Here is a 16,020-nt window from a genome sequence, read left to right as displayed (position 1 = left end):
GGGCTAGAACGCGGCCTCGTCCAGCTCCATCAGGTCCAGCTCGACGCCCTCGGCGAGCTTGCGCTCGCCCGCGACGCCCGGCAGGACGTTCGTGGCGAAGAACTTGGCCGCGGCGATCTTGCCCTCGTAGAACGCCTTGTCCTTGGCGGAGGCCGTCTCCAGCTTCTCGGCGGCGACGGCGGCACCGCGCAGCAGCAGGTAGCCGACGACGACGTCGCCCGAGGCCATCAGCAGACGCGTGGTGTTCAGGCCCACCTTGTAGATGGACTTCACGTCCTGCTCGGTGGCCGCGAGGTCCGTCAGCATGACGCCGACGATGGCCTCCAGCTCGACCGCGGCCTTGGCCAGCTCCTCGCGGGCGCCGGCCAGGGCCTCGCCGCCCGTGCCGACCGCGAGGAACTTCTTGATCTCCTCGGCGAGGCCGTTGAGCGCGGCGCCCTGGTTGCGGACGATCTTCCGGAAGAAGTAGTCCTGGCCCTGGATCGCGGTGGTGCCCTCGTAGAGGGTGTCGATCTTGGCGTCCCGGATGTACTGCTCGATCGGGTACTCCTGGAGGTACCCCGAGCCGCCGAACGTCTGGAGCGACTGCGCCAGCTGCTCGTACGACTTCTCCGAGCCGTAGCCCTTCACGATGGGCAGGAGCAGGTCGTTGAGGGCGTGCAGCGCGGACGCGTCCTCGCCGGCGGCCTCCTTGACCTGGATGTCGTCCTGGACGGCCGCGGTGTGCAGCACGAGCGCGCGCATGCCCTCCGCGTACGCCTTCTGCGTCATCAGCGAGCGGCGCACGTCCGGGTGGTGGGTGATCGTCACCTTCGGCGCGGTCTTGTCCATGAACTGCGCGAGGTCGGGGCCCTGCACGCGCTCCTTGGCGTACTCCAGGGCGTTCAGGTAGCCCGTGGAGAGCGTCGCGATCGCCTTCGTGCCGACCATCATGCGGGCGAACTCGATGATGCGGAACATCTGGCGGATGCCCTCGTGCTTGTCACCGATCAGCCAGCCCTTGGCGGGGTGCTGGTCGCCGAAGGTCATCTCGCACGTGTTGGAGGCCTTCAGGCCCATCTTGTGCTCGACGTTGGTGGCGTAGACGCCGTTGCGCTCGCCCAGCTCGCCGGTCTCCCAGTCGAACTCGTACTTCGGTACGAGGAAGAGGGAGAGGCCCTTCGTGCCGGGGCCGTGGCCCTCGGGACGGGCGAGGACATAGTGGAGGATGTTCTCCGACATGTCGTGCTCGCCGGACGTGATGAAGCGCTTCACGCCCTCGATGTGCCAGGAGCCGTCCTCCTGCTGCACGGCCTTGGTGCGGCCGGCGCCCACGTCCGAGCCGGCGTCCGGCTCGGTGAGGACCATCGTCGAGCCCCACTGCTTCTCGACGGCGATCTCGGCGACCTTCTTCTGCGCCTCGTTGCCCTCCTCGAAGAGGATGCCGGCGAAGGCCGGGCCGGAGGAGTACATCCAGACGGCCGGGTTCGCGCCGAGCAGGAGCTCCGCGTAGGCCCAGATCAGGGAGCGGGGCGAGGTGGTGCCGCCGATCTCCTCGGGCAGGCCGAGGCGCCAGTACTCGGAGTCCATGAAGGCCTGGTAGCTCTTCTTGAACGACGCGGGGACCGGGGCGGTGTTGGTCGCCGGGTCGAAGACCGGCGGGTTGCGGTCGGCGTCCTCGAAGGACTCGGCCAGCTCGTTCTCGGCGAGCCTGCGCAGCTCGTCGAGGATGCTCTTGGCGGTGTCGACGTCCATCTCCGCGAACGGGCCGGTGCCGTACAGCTTGTCGCGGCCGAGGACCTCGAAGAGGTTGAACTCGATGTCGCGGAGATTCGACTTGTAGTGGCCCATGGCGAAGGCTCCGTAAGCAGGAAAGGGATGAGTATCAGCAAGCGCCTACGATGATGCTACCCGTCGGTAATAAGAAGCAACCCCTTATGGGTCATCTGTGACTCAGTACTCTTGCGGGCATGTACGGATACGGCCAGAACCCCGGCGCCCAGCAGCAGTACGCACCGCCGGGGGCGCAGCCGCCGCCGCAACAGCAGCAGGCCCAGGGCATGTCCGGCGGGTACGGCCAGCAGCCCCCGCTCTACCCCGAGCCCTCGCCCCCGTCCCTGGCGGACGCGGTGCGGGCCTTCACCACCGGGTCGATGTCGGCCGAGGACTTCCAGCAGGCGTTCGCGACCTCCAAGGTCTACTGCCCCCGGGGCGACAACCCCGGCTTCCTCGCGCTGCACAACACCCAGCAGCCCGTGATCCCGATGTTCACCTCCCTCAAGGAGCTGCGCCGGTACGCGGGCAAGGACTCCAAGTACTTCGTGATCACCGGTGCGGAGGTCATCGACCTGCTGCCGACCGGGTACGGCTTCGTCCTCGACATGGAGGGCGAGCACCGCATGGTCTTCGACGCGAAGGCCGTGGAACAGATGGTCGACTTCGCCATGCGCCGCATGTACGGCTGAGTCTTCCTGGCCCCTGGGCCTCTGACCGTGTGCTGACACTCGGCTACTCGGCCTTCGGCCTTGCTCCCCGCTCTGACTTTCGCCGCGGGGCCGTCGTGGCCGGTCGCGCGGTTCCCCGCGCCCCGTACGGGGCGCGTCTCGCCCGTCTTGTCGTCCGTGGATCACTTCCAGCCACCCCTGAAGCCCGGAGGGAATTCCCTCCGGGCTTCGCTCGTTCCAGGTGGCAGAAAGTTCTACGTTCAACTAAAGTGAGCGCACAAGGAGGTACCGACCATGCCTGCAGTGACCGTCGAGAACCCGCTGACCCTGCCCCGAGTGGCGGCGCCGGCCGACGCCGCGGCGCGCCCCGTGCTCGCCGTGACCACCGCGCCGAGCGGCTTCGAGGGTGAGGGCTTCCCGGTGCGCCGGGCCTTCGCGGGGATCAACTACAAGCACCTCGACCCGTTCATCATGATGGACCAGATGGGCGAGGTGGAGTACGAGGCGGGCGAGCCCAAGGGCACCCCCTGGCACCCCCACCGCGGCTTCGAGACCGTCACGTACCTGATCGACGGCACCTTCATCCACCAGGACTCCAACGGTGGCGGCGGCACCATCCAGAACGGCGACACCCAGTGGATGACGGCGGGCTCCGGCCTGCTGCACATCGAGGCGCCGCCGGAGTCCCTCGTCCAGTCCGGCGGCCTCTTCCACGGCCTCCAGCTGTGGGTGAACCTGCCCGCCAAGGACAAGATGATGGACCCCCGCTACCAGGACATCCGCGGCGGTCAGGTCCAGCTGCTCACCACCCCCGACGGCGGCGCGCTGCTGCGCGTCATCGCCGGTGAGCTGGACGGTCACGAGGGCCCCGGCATCACGCACACACCGATCACGATGATCCACGCGACCGTGCGGCCGGGCGCCGAGGTGACGCTGCCCTGGCGCGCGGACTTCAACGGTCTCGCGTACGTCCTGGCCGGACGCGGCACCGTCGGGGCCGAGCGCCGCCCCGTGCACATGGGGCAGACCGCGGTCTTCGGCGCCGGGTCCTCGCTGACCGTCCGCGCGGACGAGCGACAGGACGCGCACGCCCCCGACCTGGAGGTCGTGCTGCTCGGCGGGCAGCCGATCCGGGAGCCCATGGCGCACTACGGCCCGTTCGTGATGAACACCCGGGCCGAACTGCAGCAGGCCTTCGAGGACTTCCAGAAGGGTCTGCTCGGCACGGTCCCGGCCGTGCACGGCATGTGAGTACGTCCGGCCGTACCTGACGTGCGGACCGCCTGAGCCCGTGCTCGGGTAGGAGGGTGAGCACCCTTCTGCCCGAGCCCGCGCGCCGCACCGCCGCCTGGTGCGTCGTCCTCCTCCTCGTCACCGGCGTGGCCGCCGTGGGCATCTGGCTCTGCGTCACCTTCAAGACGGCCGTCACCCCGGTCCTGCTGGCGCTGCTCGGCACCGCTCTCCTCGGCCCGCTCCACCGGCGCCTGGTGAAGATGAAGGTGCAGCGCTCGCTGGCCGCGGGACTCACCTGCGCGGCCGTCGTCGCCGTCGTCGGCGGCGCCACGTACATCGTGGTCAAGGCGCTCATCGACAGCGGCGACCAGATCGTCTCCTCGCTCAAGCGCGCCGCCACCGACCTCGCCAAGTACTTCGGCGCGGCCGGCACCTCGCTCGACGACATGGCCTCCAACGCCAAGGAACTGCTCGGCAAGTTCGGCGGGACCGCCGCGAGCGGCGTGATCAGCGGCCTGAGCACCGTCGGCGAGATGATCGCGATGGCCGTCCTCGCGCTGCTGCTCGTCTTCTTCTTCCTGCGCGACTCCCACCGCGCGATGCACACGCTGCGCTCGCTCGCCCCCGGCGACAGCGCCGACAGCATCGAGGCCATGGCGCGCCGCGCCTTCGAGGCCATCGAGGGCTTCATGCGCGGGACGACGATCATCGCGTTCATCGACGCCCTGTGCATCACCGTTGGGCTGCTGATCCTCGGCGTCCCCGGCGCCTGGGGCCTCGGCGCGCTCGTCTTCGTCGGCGCCTACATCCCCTATCTGGGCGCTTTTCTGTCCGGCGCCGTCGCCATCCTGGTCGCCCTCGCCGACCGGGGCTTCGTCATCGCGCTGTGGGCCCTCGGCGTGGTCGTCGCCGTCCAGGTCCTGGAGGGCCACATCCTCCAGCCGATGATCCAGAGCCGCACCGTGCAGATGCACCCGGCGGTCGTGATGCTGGCGATCACGGCGGGGGCGTCCGTCGCGGGAATCCTCGGCATGCTGCTCGCGGTGCCGCTGACGGCGGCGGCGTTCGGCATCGTGTCGGAGCTGAGATCCCGGTACTCCGGCGCGTCGTAGCGCCCGAAGGGGCGCGGGGAACCGCGCGACCGGCCACCGGCGACCCGCACGCTCCATCCAGGCGTCCCCTGCCCTGCTCCGGTACGAGGCCCCCTGCCCTACTCCGGTACGAGGTCGTCCGTCCTGCCGCCGGAGGCACCCGCGTCTTCATAGAGCTCGAACCAGATGCTCTTGCCGTCGCCGCGCGGGTCCACTCCCCACGCGCCGGCCAGCAGCTCCATCAGGACCAGGCCGCGCCCGGACGAGGCCAGTTCGCCGGGGTGGCGCTTGTGCGGCAGGTCGTCGCTGCCGTCCGCGACCTCGGCGCGCAGCCGGCGCGCGCCCGGCTCGCCGGTGACCTCGGCGACCATCAGGGCGTCGCCGTCGGTGTGCACGAGGACGTTCGTGAGCATCTCCGAGACCATCAGGACCGCCGAGTCGACCTGGTCGTCGTCGGCCCAGTCGTGCAGCAGCTCCCGCAGGTGGCGGCGGGCCCCCGCGATGCGCTCCGGCTCGGCCTGGGCGACGGTCAGGACGGTGCGGCGGGCGTCCGTGTGCTGCTCGGGGCGGCCCGTCCGGCTCAGCAGCAGCACCGCTATGTCGTCCTCGCGGCGGTCGGCGAGCGGGCCCGTCGTGTGGTGCGAGGAGGGCCCGTGCACGGCCTGCACGAGGGCGTCGGCGAGCCGCTCCAGGCCGTCGGTCTCGCCCTCCCCCGGGTACTCCTCCAGGATCGCCCGGATGCGGGACCAGCCGCTGTCCAGGTCGTGCCCGCCGGTCTCGATCAGGCCGTCGGTGCAGGTCAGCACGGTCTCGCCGGGCTCCAGGACGAGCCGCGTGGTGGGGTAGTCGGCGTCCGGGTCGATGCCGAGGGGCAGACCGCCCGCGACGGGGCGCAGCAGGACCGTTCCGTCACTCATGCGTATCGCGGGCTCGGGGTGGCCCGCGCGGGCGATCTCCAGGACGCCGGTCGCCGGGTCGGCCTCGACGTACAGGCAGGTCGCGAAGCGCGGGTCGTAGTCGGTGGCCTCGTCCGTGCCGCTGCCGCTCGACCCGTAGGTGATGGACTCCGTGATCCCCGAGAGGAAGCGGGTGGCGCGCGAGAGCACCGCGTCCGGGCGGTGCCCCTCGGAGGCGTACGCGCGCAGGGCGATCCGCAGCTGGCCCATCAGGCCCGCCGCGCGCACGTCGTGCCCCTGGACGTCGCCGATGACGAAGGCGATCCGGCCGCTGGGCAGCGGGATCATGTCGTACCAGTCGCCGCCGACCTGGAGGCCGCCGCCGGTCGGCACATAGCGGGCGGCCACGCTCATCCCCGGGATCTGCGGGCCCAGCATCGGCAGCATCGAGCGCTGGAGACCCTCCGTCAGCTCCCGCTCGGACTCCGCGACCCCGGCCCGCGACAGGGCCTGCGCGAGCATCCGCGCCACCGTCGTCAGGACCGAGCGCTCGTCGGGCGTGAAGGAGACGGGGTAGGCGAAGGCCGCCATCCACGCGCCCATCGTGCGGCCCGCGACGGTCAGCGGCAGGAACGCCCAGGACTGCCGCTCGAAGCGGCTGGCCAGCGGCCAGGCGGCGGGGTAGCGCCTGCGGTAGTCCTCCGGCGTGGACAGGTACACGGCCCGGCCCGTGCGGACCACCTCGGCGGCCGGGTAGTCGGTGTCCACCGGCATCGCGGAGAAGGGCCCGTCGTCGCCGGGCTGGTGGCCGTGGTGCCCGATGATCGTCAGCCGGTCGCCGGCCACCCCGAAGACCGCGAGCCCGTCCGGCGAGAACCCCGGCATGGAGAGCCCCGCGGCGACCCTGAGGACCTCCTCCGTGGACCGGGCCTCCGCCAGTGCGCGCCCCGCGTCCAGCAGGAACGCCTCGCGCGAGCGGCGCCAGTCGCCGGTGACGGGCGTGCGGGCCGCGGTGCCGGGGGCGGGCTCGGAGACCTCTTGCAGGGTGCCGACCAGTTCGTACGCCTCCGTGGCGCCGTGCACCAGGGGCTTGGAGCGGCTGCGCACGGTCCGCAGGACCCGGCGGCCCGTCTCGTCCATGATCCGCAGCCGGGCCTCGGCGAGGGTGCCCTCGGCGACGGCGAGCTGGACCGTCCCGTATATCTCGTTCCAGTCGACCGGGTGGAAGCGGGAGCGCACGCCCGCCTCCGAGAGGGTCTGGGCGCGGGCGGGCAGGCCGAGCAGCCGGGCGGCCTCGGCGTCGAGCGTGACGGTCCCCGAGGCGTTGTCCCAGCGCCACAGGCCGGTCGCGATGGCGGCCAGGACGTCCCCCACGGGAGGCAGGGGGTCGTCCCCCACCCGCCGGAAGGGATCATCGGTGCGCATTGACCCACTTTAGGAATATCCACGGCGAAGTCGCCACCGAGCCCCCTGGTCGCGGGACCACGGGAGAGTGGCCCCGGGGAATATCCGGAAAGCGATCTTCGCCCGGACGGTAGCCTTGGGAGGGTCTGCTCTCTCCCCTATTCGCGAAGACTGGATGAACGACGATGCATCGGTACAGGTCCCACACCTGCGGCGAGCTCCGCGCCTCTGACGTCGGCACCGACGTCCGGCTGAGCGGCTGGCTGCACAATCGCCGAGACCTGGGCGGCATTCTCTTCATCGATCTCCGCGATCACTACGGGATCACCCAGCTGGTGGCCCGTCCGGGCACCAAGGCCGCCGAGGTCCTGGACAAGCTGTCCAAGGAGACCGTCGTCCGCGTCGACGGCAAGGTCGTCTCGCGCGGCGCGGAGAACGTGAACCCGGAGCTGCCCACCGGCGAGGTCGAGATCGAGGCCTCCGACGTCGAGGTGCTCGGCGCGGCCGCCCCGCTGCCCTTCACGATCAACGCCGAGGACGGCGTGAACGAGGAGCGGCGCCTGGAGTACCGCTTCCTGGACCTGCGCCGCGAGCGCATGCACCGCAACATCATGCTGCGCAGCGCCGTGATCGCCGCGATCCGCTCGAAGATGGTGGCCCTCGGCTTCAACGAGATGGCGACGCCGATCCTCACCGCGACCTCCCCCGAGGGCGCCCGCGACTTCGTCGTCCCCTCCCGCCTGAACCCCGGCAAGTTCTACGCGCTGCCGCAGGCCCCGCAGCAGTTCAAGCAGCTGCTGATGATCTCGGGCTTCGACCGCTACTTCCAGATCGCGCCGTGCTTCCGCGACGAGGACGCGCGCGCGGACCGCTCGCCGGGCGAGTTCTACCAGCTCGACGTCGAGATGAGCTTCGTCGAGCAGGAAGACGTCTTCCAGCCCATCGAGAAGCTGATGACCGAGCTCTTCACCGAGTTCGGCGGCGGCCGCGAGGTCACCTCGCCGTTCCCGCGCATCCCGTTCCGCGAGTCGATGCTGAAGTACGGCAACGACAAGCCGGACCTGCGCGCCAAGCTCGAACTGGTCGACACCACCGACATCTTCGAGGGCTCGGAGTTCAAGGCCTTCGCCGGCAAGCACGTGCGGGCGCTGCCCGTGCCGGACACGGCGTCGCAGTCCCGCAAGTTCTTCGACGGCCTCGGTGACTACGCGGTGGAGCAGGGTGCCAAGGGTCTGGCCTGGGTGCGCGTCGCCGAGGACGGCTCGCTCACCGGCCCGATCGCCAAGTTCCTCACCGAGGCGAACGTCGAGGAGCTGACCAAGCGCCTCGGCCTGGAGGCCGGCCACGCCGTGTTCTTCGGCGCGGGCGACTTCGACGAGGTCTCGAAGATCATGGGCGCGGTGCGCGTCGAGGCGGCCAAGCGTGCGGGCCACTTCGAGGAGGGCGTCTTCCGCTTCTGCTGGATCGTCGACTTCCCGATGTACGAGAAGGACGAGGAGACCGGCAAGATCGACTTCTCCCACAACCCCTTCTCGATGCCGCAGGGCGGCATGAAGGACCTGGAGGAGAAGGACCCGCTCGACATCCTCGCCTGGCAGTACGACATCGTCTGCAACGGCATCGAGCTCTCCTCCGGCGCCATCCGGAACCACGAGCCGGACGTCATGCTGAAGGCCTTCGAGATCGCGGGCTACGACGCGGAGACCGTGGAGCACGAGTTCGCGGGCATGCTGCGCGCGTTCCGTCTCGGCGCCCCGCCGCACGGTGGCATCGCCCCGGGCGTCGACCGCATCGTGATGCTCCTCGCCGACGAGCCGAACATCCGCGAGACGATCGCCTTCCCGCTGAACGGCAACGCGCAGGACCTGATGATGGGCGCGCCGACCGAGCTGGACGAGTCGCGTCTGCGCGAGCTGAACATCGCGCTGCGCAAGCCGGTGGCGGACAAGGACAAGTAGTCCGCGAGGACACGTACTTCGTACGTCGGTGAAGGGCCCGGGATCGCACGATCCCGGGCCTTCTTCCGTGTGAAGGGACTTCTTCGGACACTGGATCCGGCCCGCGGGCCGGTGGTCGTGAGGGGGAGAAGCGCGGGCACTGGGCCGCTGAGCGGGTGCCGGACGGGGGCGTCGGCTCAGGCGGCCGTCGTGGGCGAGGAGTGGGCCTCGGCCTCCGCCCACTCCGTGACCAGCCGCTCGTACACCAGACGCTCGTCGGGGCGCAGGCGCCCGCCCGCGCGCAGCCACAGCGCACGGATCTCCTCGTTGACCTCGTCGGCGGTGCGCCGCCGGTCGGGAGAGGGAGTCGTGGCCATGTCGTGAAGCTTACGTACGAGCGTGTGAAGGCGCCGTCAATTTAAGCCGCCTCAGCGCATGACTTAGCTCACCGTGAGGCGGGGACGACGGCGCGCGACGGGCCGGCGGCGGGGCCGGGGCCGGGCGCGGTCGGCCGCCCGGCCCGCAGAATCGGCCCGCCCGGCTCAGGCCTTCCGGAGCCGTACCGCGAGGCCGTCCAGCATGCGCTGGAGGCCGTAGTCGAAGGTCGTCTCGCGGGTCAGCGCGGGATCCGCCGCCCCCGGCTCCCGCAGCCCCTCCTCCTGGAGGCTCGCCGCGAACTCCTGCTCGGTCCTGCCGCTGCGTGCGATCAGCGACAGATACGCGGCCTCGCTGGTGGCCATCCCGATGACGTACGAGATGACGGTGTTCAGGGCGAGTTCGGTCTCCTCGGCGGGGAAGCCCGCCGCGCCGTACACGGCCGCCATCCGCGCGGACATCCTCGTCACGTTCGGACCGAGGTGGATCAGGCCGACCTGGCCGAGCACGGAGGCCACCCAGGGGTGGCGCAGGATCATCGCGCGCAGGCTCTGCGCGCTGCCCGCCGCGGCCTCGCGCCAGTCGGCGGGGCCGGTGGCGGCGGGCACGGCCAGCTCGCCGTAGACCTCGTCGACGACCAGCTCGATCAGCTCGTCCTTGTTGGCGACGTGCCGGTAGAGGGAGGTCGCGCCCGCGTCGAGGCGGGTGCCGAGCTTGCGCATGCTGAGCGCCTCCAGGCCGTCCTCGTCCAGGAGCCGCACGGCCTCCGCCACGATCTGCTCGCGGCTGAGCTGCTCGCGCCGGCGGCGGGGGCGGGTCCACACCGAGGCGATCTCGGGCTTCTGGTCTGCGGGCATGCGGGCCTCCTGGGGCGGGCGTGGCTGACCCCTCCACCGTAGCGCACGCCGTGCGCATCTTGCGTACGCAGAAATCCTGTGCGTACAGTGTTCGCAACGGGAGCACGACGTACGCACCCATCGCCTCGAAGGAGACAGGCCCATGTCTGAGAAGTTCGAGAAGGCCGAGAAGTCGGAGCGGCCGGAGAAGGAGGCCGTGGCCCGCCCCGCGTTCGACGCCGCGCACTGGCAGGCCCGGCTCGACGCGCTGCGCGCCGCCCACCACGTCCCCGGCGCCACGCTCGCGGTCCTGGTGGACGGCGGGATCCACGAACTGGCGAGCGGGGTGCTGCACCGCGGGACCGGCGTGGAGGTGACCACGGACTCGGTGTTCCAGTCCGGCTCGATCGCCAAGATCTACACGTCGACGCTGGTCATGCGCCTCGCCGACGAGGGGCGGCTCGACCTGGACGCGCCGGTCAGGGACGTCCTCCCGGAGTTCGAGACGGCCGACGAGGAGGCGACGCGCACCATCACGACCCGCCAACTCCTCTCCCACACCGGCGGGTTGACCTGCGACTTCACCTACGACGCCGGACGCGGCGACGACTGCCTCCAGAAGTACGTCGAGGCCGCGAGGGGCGTGGCCCTGGACTGCCGCCCCGGCACCGCGGTCTCCTACAGCAGCCTCGGCTACAACGTCCTCGGCCGGATCGTCGAGGTCCTCACCGGCCTGACCTGGGACGCCGCCCTCAAGGAGTACCTCTTCGCGCCGCTCGGCCTGGAGCGCTCCATGACGCTGCCCGAGGAGGCCCTCGCGCACCGCGTCGCGATGAGCCACCTCGGCGAGCCGGGCCGGGAGCCCGACCCGGCCCCCGCGTGGGACCTGATGCCCCGCTCGGCGGGCCCGTACGGCCGGGTGCTCGTCTCGGCCGGTGACGTGGCGCGCCTGGCCCGCATGCACCTCGACGGCGGCACCGGCCCCGACGGGACCCGGGTGATGTCCGCCGCGGCCGTCGAGGAGATGCAGCGCCGCGTGGTCGACGTGCCCGACAAGTGGACCGTCAGCTCCGACGGCTGGGGCCTGGGCTGGACCCTCTACAACTGGGACGGCGTCATCGGCTACGGCCACGACGGCGCCGCGATCGGCCAGTACGGCTATCTGCGCGTGGTCCCGCACGCGGGCGTCGCCGTCGTGCTCCTGACCAACGGCGGCGGGGCCCGCGAGCTGTACGGCGCGCTCTTCCGCGAGCTGCTCGGCACGTTCGCCGACGTGCGGATGCCGGACGCCTTCGAGCCGCCCGCGCAGCCGCCGGCCGTGGACTTCGCGCGCCACGTCGGGCGGTACGAGCGCGCGGGCGTCGTCATCACCGTCTCCGAGCGCGACGGAAAGCCGCACCTCGTCTACGAGTTCGTCGACGGCATGAAGGACTTCTCGCCGCCGCTCGACGTGGCGTTGCACCCCGTGGCCGAGGGCGTCTACGCGGGCACCGGCGCCGGCCCCTCCTTCAGCGAGGGCTACATGCCGGTGGTGTTCGCGACGCTGACCGACGGCACGGAGTGCTGCTACATCGGGATGCGGGTGGCCCCGAAGGCGGCGTGAGCCCCGGGGCCCCGAAGGTCCCCGGGGCTCACCCGGGTCAGCCCTTCCTCATCAGCTCGACCGCGCTGCTGAAGCTGTCGGCCCCGTGCCCCGCCTCGACCACCCGGCGGAAGATGTCGTGCACCGCCGCGGGGAAGGCCGTGTCCACGCCCGCGTCCGCCGCCGTGTGGACGACGTGCTCCATGCTGGCCAGGCCCATCGAGGTGCGGTCCACGTCGCCCGCGTGGTTGCCCTCGTCGATGCGGGACGCGTAGAAGTCGACGAAGTGGCCCATGCCGGCGAAGTTCTCGGAGACGTACGGGGCGATCTCCCCGGCCGTGATGCCGTGCGCGCCCGCCACGGCGACGGCCTGCCAGTAGGCGATCATCGCGGGCCAGAAGATGAACATGTTCAGCTGGTACATCAGCGCGGCCAGGCCCTGGTCCTCGCCCCGGTGGTCGGACTTCTCGGTGATGACCTCAAGGGCCTCGCGGTGCTTGTCGTACGCCTCGCGCGGGCCGCTGTAGAACGTCGAGGTGCCCGGGGTGCCGATCAGCGGCGGCGGGCACAGGACGCCACCGGTGAGGTGGACCCCGCCGCGCTCGGTCACCCAGCGGGCGCCGGCCCGCGCCTTCTCCGGGGTGTCCGAGCTGAGGTTCACGACGGTGCGGCCCGCGAGGGCGGACTCGGCCTGCCCGAGGATCGCGTACATCGCGTCGAAGTCGGTGAGGCTCAGGATCACCAACTCATTGGCGGCAAGCGCCTGTTCGACGCTCCCGGCGCGTCTCGCGCCGCGCTCGACCAGGGCGTCGGCGCGGGAGGGTGTGCGGTTCCAGAGGGTGACCTCGTAGCCCTGGTCGAGGTAGGCGGCGGCCATGGCCTGGCCCATGGGGCCGAGGCCGATGACGGTGACGGAGGGTGCGGAAGCAGACATGGGTGACTCCAGAAAGTGACTAGAACGATCGCTCTATCCAGCGCGTGGGGAGAACGTAGCACGTCTCTGGAACGAACGCTCTAACCAATCAGGGGTAAGGTGGCGCCATGGCCGAGAAGAGCGCTCCCAGCACCCGCGACCGGATCGTCGTCGTCGCCGCCCGGCTCATCCAGCGGCAGGGCTATGTGGGCACGGGCATCAAGCAGATCGCCAAGGAGGCGGAGGCCACGCTCGGCTCCGTCTACCACTTCTTCCCCGGCGGCAAGGAGGCCGTCGCGGTCGCCGCCCTCACCCACAGCGCCGAGGAGTTCGCCGGCCTGCTGCGCGAGGGGCTGGCCGGGGACGGCGCCCCGGCCGCGGCGATCGAGGCCTGCGCCGGTCAACTGGCCGTCGCGCTGAGGGAGTCGGGCTGGGTCGACGGCTGCCCGGTGACGGCCGCGGCGCTGGAGACGCTCGGCACGGACTCCGACATCCAGCGGGTGTGCGCGGAGGCGCTGCGCGGCTGGGAGCGGATCGTCGAGGAGCGGCTGCTCGCGGCGGACTTCGGCGCGCAGGACGCGCGGGAGCTGGCGACGACGGTCATCAGCGCGCTGGAGGGCGCCGAGGTGACGGCGCAGGTCGCGCGGAGCGAGGAGCCGCTGCGGGCGGCGGGACGGCAGCTGGCGCGGCTCGTGGGGTCGTACGCCTGAGCGGTGCCGTGGGCACGGAGAAGGGCCCCGGAACCGGCAGCGGTTCCGGGGCCCTCGCCCACGTACGGGAGAGCGGGAGGGCTAGGCCTCCTTCTTCTCCTCCAGGCGCGGGAAGAGCACCGCGCCCTTCGTCACCGTGGCGCCCGCGGGCAGCTGCCCCCACGCGCCGGCGTCCTGGACCTGCTGGCCGGCGAGCGCGCCCAGCGAGGCCTCGGCGCCGAGGGAGTCCCAGAGCTTCTGGGACGTCTCCGGCATGATCGGGTTCAGCAGGACGGCGACGGCGCGCAGCGACTCGGCGGCCGTGTAGAGGATGGTCGCGAGGCGGGCCCGGCCCTCCTCGGAGTCGTCCTTGGCCACCTTCCACGGCTCCTGCTCCGTGATGTAGCCGTTGACCTGCTTGACGAAGGCGAAGATCGACAGGATGCCGGACTGGAAGTCGAGCTCCTCGCCGATCGCGCGGTCGGCGTCGGCGACGGCCTTCGCGAGGCCCTCCTGGACGGCCTTCTCGGCATCACCGGCGGCCGTGGCCGCGGGCAGCTCGCCGCCGAAGTACTTGCCGACCATGGCGGCCACGCGCGAGGCGAGGTTGCCGTAGTCGTTCGCCAGCTCGCTGGTGTAGCGGGCGGTGAAGTCCTCCCACGAGAACGAGCCGTCGCTGCCGAACGCGATGGCGCGCAGGAAGTACCAGCGGTACGCGTCCACGCCGAAGTGCGAGGTCAGGTCCTGCGGCTTGATGCCCGTCAGGTTCGACTTCGACATCTTCTCGCCGCCGACCATCAGCCAGCCGTTGGCCGCGATCCGGCCGGGGACCGGCAGGCCCTGCGCCATCAGCATGGCGGGCCAGATCACCGCGTGGAAGCGGAGGATGTCCTTGCCGACCAGGTGCACGTCCGCGGGGAACGTCTCGTCGAACTTCTCCTGGTTCGCGCCGTAGCCCACGGCCGTCGCGTAGTTCAGGAGGGCGTCGACCCACACGTAGATGACGTGCTTGTCGTCCCAGGGGACCTTCACGCCCCAGTCGAACGTCGACCGGGAGATGGACAGGTCCTGCAGGCCCTGCCTGACGAAGTTCACGACCTCGTTGCGCGCGGACTCGGGCTGGATGAAGCCCGGGTTCGCCTCGTAGAGGGCGAGGAGCTTGTCGCCGTACTCACTGAGCTTGAAGAAGTAGTTCTCCTCCTTGAGGAGCTCCACCGGCTTCTTGTGGATCGGGCACAGCTTGGTGCCGTCCTCGTCCTCGATGAGGTCGCCGGGGAGCTTGTACTCCTCGCAGCCCACGCAGTACGGGCCTTCGTACCCGCCCTTGTAGATCTCGCCCTTGTCGTGGAGATCCTGGACGAACTCCTGCACGCGGTCCGTGTGACGCTTCTCCGTGGTGCGGATGAAGTCGTCGTTCGCGATGTTCAGGTGCTCCCAGAGGGGCTTCCAGGCCTCGGTGACGAGCTTGTCGCACCACTCCTGGGGGGTGACGTCGTTCGCCTCGGCCGTGCGCATGATCTTCTGACCGTGCTCGTCCGTGCCGGTGAGGTACCACACCTTCTCGCCGCGCTGACGGTGCCAGCGCGTGAGCACGTCCCCTGCGACGGTCGTGTAGGCGTGGCCCAGGTGAGGAGCGTCGTTTACGTAATAGATGGGGGTCGAGACGTAGAACGCCTTCGCGTTCTCGCCCGCTCCCTGCTTCTCGGATCCAGTGGCCGCCATGGTCGAAATCCTAACGGCCGGATCGAGATCGACTCACATCGATATCAGGGGGTGGACCCGGGGCTTCCGGGTCCACCCCCTGAGGGTCGTGCGTCGCCGTGCGGCGGGGTTACGGGCGCCAGGCCGCCAGGAGGCCCTCGTACAGCTCCTTGTCGGTGAGCTCGCGGGGGGTGGGGCCCGCGTGGAAGAACGCGGCGTTGTCCGCCTTCAGCCTGCGCAGGTAGTCGAAGCCCTTCCCGTCGTGCTCCCCGAAGGCGACGAACTGGAAGAACAGCGGGTGCGGGGCGGCGTCCGCCAGGGCCTGGTTCGCGGGCCCCTTCGCGTCCGGGGGGCCGTCCGTCTGGAACACGACGAGGGCGGGTTCGCCCGCGTGGTCCGACTTCTCGTAGTGGGCGACGACCTCCTCGATCGCGCGGTGGTAGCTGGTGCGGCCCATGCGGCCCGCCGCGGCGTGCAGCTCGTCGACGCGGGCCTCGTGCTCGGGGAGGGTGAGGGTGCCGGTGCCGTCGATGTCCGTGGAGAAGAGGACGACGTGGACGGTGGCGTCGGGGTCGGTGTGGGCGGCGAGGGCGAGGACCTGTTCGCCCAGGCTCTGGGCGGAGCCGTCCTTGTAGTACGGGCGCATGGAGCCGGAGCGGTCCAGGACGAGGTAGACCGGGGCGCGGGTGCCGGTGAGGCCGTTCTTCTTCAGGGCGGCTCCCGCCGCCTTGTACGCGGCGCTGAGTCCGGGGGCCCTGCTCTTCACCTTGGCGGCGCTGACGGCGGCCTTGCGGGGAGCGGTGCTCGGCTCGACCTCTGCCTCGGCCCCGCTGCCTTCCTCCGTCCCCTCGACCTCACCAACGCCTCCCGGAACCTCCGCCTCGGCAACGGGCTCCGGCTCGGCAACGGGCTCCGCCTCGGCAACGGGCTCCGCCTCGGC

General features: G+C 70.9%; 13 protein-coding genes. 6 read left to right on the top strand and 7 right to left on the bottom strand.

What is annotated here, in order from left to right; genetic code table 11:
• Positions 1 to 3: 3 nt before the first annotated feature.
• On the bottom strand, positions 4 to 1,830 hold the full coding sequence (locus AOK22_RS22160) for an acyl-CoA dehydrogenase (protein ID WP_055700454.1): 1,827 nt from the start codon (positions 1,828 to 1,830) through the stop codon (positions 4 to 6).
• A 119-nt stretch (positions 1,831 to 1,949) separates the two neighbouring features.
• Here AOK22_RS22160 and AOK22_RS22155 point away from each other — a divergent pair, with 119 nt between their 5' ends.
• From AOK22_RS22155 to AOK22_RS22145, 3 genes are all read left to right on the top strand, one after another.
• Positions 1,950 to 2,444, top strand: coding sequence for an SseB family protein (locus tag AOK22_RS22155; RefSeq protein ID WP_055700453.1), 495 nt, complete (start codon positions 1,950 to 1,952; stop codon positions 2,442 to 2,444).
• 273 nt (positions 2,445 to 2,717) lie between these two features.
• Positions 2,718 to 3,674 carry a pirin family protein gene (locus AOK22_RS22150; RefSeq protein WP_055700452.1) on the top strand — a complete coding sequence of 319 codons (957 nt, stop codon included), beginning with the start codon at positions 2,718 to 2,720 and terminating at the stop codon, positions 3,672 to 3,674.
• Positions 3,675 to 3,730: 56 nt separating this feature from the next.
• On the top strand, positions 3,731 to 4,768 hold the full coding sequence (locus tag AOK22_RS22145) for an AI-2E family transporter (RefSeq protein WP_055700451.1): 1,038 nt from the start codon (positions 3,731 to 3,733) through the stop codon (positions 4,766 to 4,768).
• 98 nt (positions 4,769 to 4,866) lie between these two features.
• On the opposite strand, the gene AOK22_RS22140 is transcribed toward AOK22_RS22145, so the two are convergent.
• Positions 4,867 to 7,068: an ATP-binding SpoIIE family protein phosphatase gene (locus AOK22_RS22140; RefSeq protein ID WP_055700450.1), complete on the bottom strand. Its 2,202-nt coding sequence runs from the start codon at positions 7,066 to 7,068 to the stop codon at positions 4,867 to 4,869.
• Between the two features lie 164 nt (positions 7,069 to 7,232).
• Here AOK22_RS22140 and aspS point away from each other — a divergent pair, with 164 nt between their 5' ends.
• Entirely contained in the window at positions 7,233 to 9,005 is a 1,773-nt protein-coding gene (gene aspS / locus AOK22_RS22135) for an aspartate--tRNA ligase (protein ID WP_055700449.1), read from the top strand.
• A gap of 176 nt (positions 9,006 to 9,181) precedes the next feature.
• Here the strand turns inward: aspS and AOK22_RS22130 are convergent, their stop codons facing one another.
• Positions 9,182 to 9,361, bottom strand: coding sequence for a hypothetical protein (locus tag AOK22_RS22130; RefSeq protein ID WP_055700448.1), 180 nt, complete (start codon positions 9,359 to 9,361; stop codon positions 9,182 to 9,184).
• A gap of 165 nt (positions 9,362 to 9,526) precedes the next feature.
• Positions 9,527 to 10,216: a TetR/AcrR family transcriptional regulator gene (locus AOK22_RS22125; RefSeq protein WP_055700447.1), complete on the bottom strand. Its 690-nt coding sequence runs from the start codon at positions 10,214 to 10,216 to the stop codon at positions 9,527 to 9,529.
• Positions 10,217 to 10,358: 142 nt separating this feature from the next.
• Between AOK22_RS22125 and AOK22_RS22120 the strand changes: the two genes are divergently transcribed.
• The gene (locus tag AOK22_RS22120) at positions 10,359 to 11,798 is read left to right on the top strand and encodes a serine hydrolase domain-containing protein (protein WP_079036742.1); all 1,440 of its coding nucleotides are present in this window, start codon (positions 10,359 to 10,361) and stop codon (positions 11,796 to 11,798) included.
• Between the two features lie 37 nt (positions 11,799 to 11,835).
• On the opposite strand, the gene AOK22_RS22115 is transcribed toward AOK22_RS22120, so the two are convergent.
• Positions 11,836 to 12,711, bottom strand: coding sequence for an NAD(P)-dependent oxidoreductase (locus tag AOK22_RS22115; protein WP_055700446.1), 876 nt, complete (start codon positions 12,709 to 12,711; stop codon positions 11,836 to 11,838).
• Between the two features lie 107 nt (positions 12,712 to 12,818).
• Here AOK22_RS22115 and AOK22_RS22110 point away from each other — a divergent pair, with 107 nt between their 5' ends.
• Positions 12,819 to 13,400 carry a TetR/AcrR family transcriptional regulator gene (locus AOK22_RS22110; protein ID WP_055700445.1) on the top strand — a complete coding sequence of 194 codons (582 nt, stop codon included), beginning with the start codon at positions 12,819 to 12,821 and terminating at the stop codon, positions 13,398 to 13,400.
• Positions 13,401 to 13,481: 81 nt separating this feature from the next.
• On the opposite strand, the gene metG is transcribed toward AOK22_RS22110, so the two are convergent.
• Positions 13,482 to 15,101 (bottom strand): methionine--tRNA ligase, encoded by a 1,620-nt coding sequence (metG, locus tag AOK22_RS22105; RefSeq protein ID WP_055700444.1) that lies wholly within the window; start codon positions 15,099 to 15,101, stop codon positions 13,482 to 13,484.
• 109 nt (positions 15,102 to 15,210) lie between these two features.
• A partial coding sequence (locus AOK22_RS22100) for a VWA domain-containing protein (RefSeq protein ID WP_107102002.1) occupies positions 15,211 to 16,020 on the bottom strand: 810 nt, incomplete at its 5' end.

The organism is Streptomyces silaceus, assembly GCF_001419745.1.
GTDB classification, from domain to species: Bacteria; Actinomycetota; Actinomycetes; order Streptomycetales; family Streptomycetaceae; genus Streptomyces; species Streptomyces silaceus.
The sequence above is the reverse complement of the archived record's forward strand: the minus strand, read 5'-3'. Positions and strand labels throughout refer to the sequence as shown.

Excerpts from the sequence above, each read along its gene's own strand:
- AOK22_RS22160 (WP_055700454.1), bottom strand. The coding sequence starts at position 1,830 with ATGGGCCACTACAAGTCGAATCTCCGCGACATCGAGTTCAACCTCTTC.
- AOK22_RS22155 (WP_055700453.1), top strand. The coding sequence starts at position 1,950 with ATGTACGGATACGGCCAGAACCCCGGCGCCCAGCAGCAGTACGCACCG.
- AOK22_RS22150 (WP_055700452.1), top strand. The coding sequence starts at position 2,718 with ATGCCTGCAGTGACCGTCGAGAACCCGCTGACCCTGCCCCGAGTGGCG.
- AOK22_RS22140 (WP_055700450.1), bottom strand. The coding sequence starts at position 7,068 with ATGCGCACCGATGATCCCTTCCGGCGGGTGGGGGACGACCCCCTGCCT.
- aspS (WP_055700449.1), top strand. The coding sequence starts at position 7,233 with ATGCATCGGTACAGGTCCCACACCTGCGGCGAGCTCCGCGCCTCTGAC.
- AOK22_RS22130 (WP_055700448.1), bottom strand. The coding sequence starts at position 9,361 with ATGGCCACGACTCCCTCTCCCGACCGGCGGCGCACCGCCGACGAGGTC.
- AOK22_RS22125 (WP_055700447.1), bottom strand. The coding sequence starts at position 10,216 with ATGCCCGCAGACCAGAAGCCCGAGATCGCCTCGGTGTGGACCCGCCCC.
- AOK22_RS22120 (WP_079036742.1), top strand. The coding sequence starts at position 10,359 with ATGTCTGAGAAGTTCGAGAAGGCCGAGAAGTCGGAGCGGCCGGAGAAG.
- AOK22_RS22115 (WP_055700446.1), bottom strand. The coding sequence starts at position 12,711 with ATGTCTGCTTCCGCACCCTCCGTCACCGTCATCGGCCTCGGCCCCATG.
- AOK22_RS22110 (WP_055700445.1), top strand. The coding sequence starts at position 12,819 with ATGGCCGAGAAGAGCGCTCCCAGCACCCGCGACCGGATCGTCGTCGTC.
- metG (WP_055700444.1), bottom strand. The coding sequence starts at position 15,101 with ATGGCGGCCACTGGATCCGAGAAGCAGGGAGCGGGCGAGAACGCGAAG.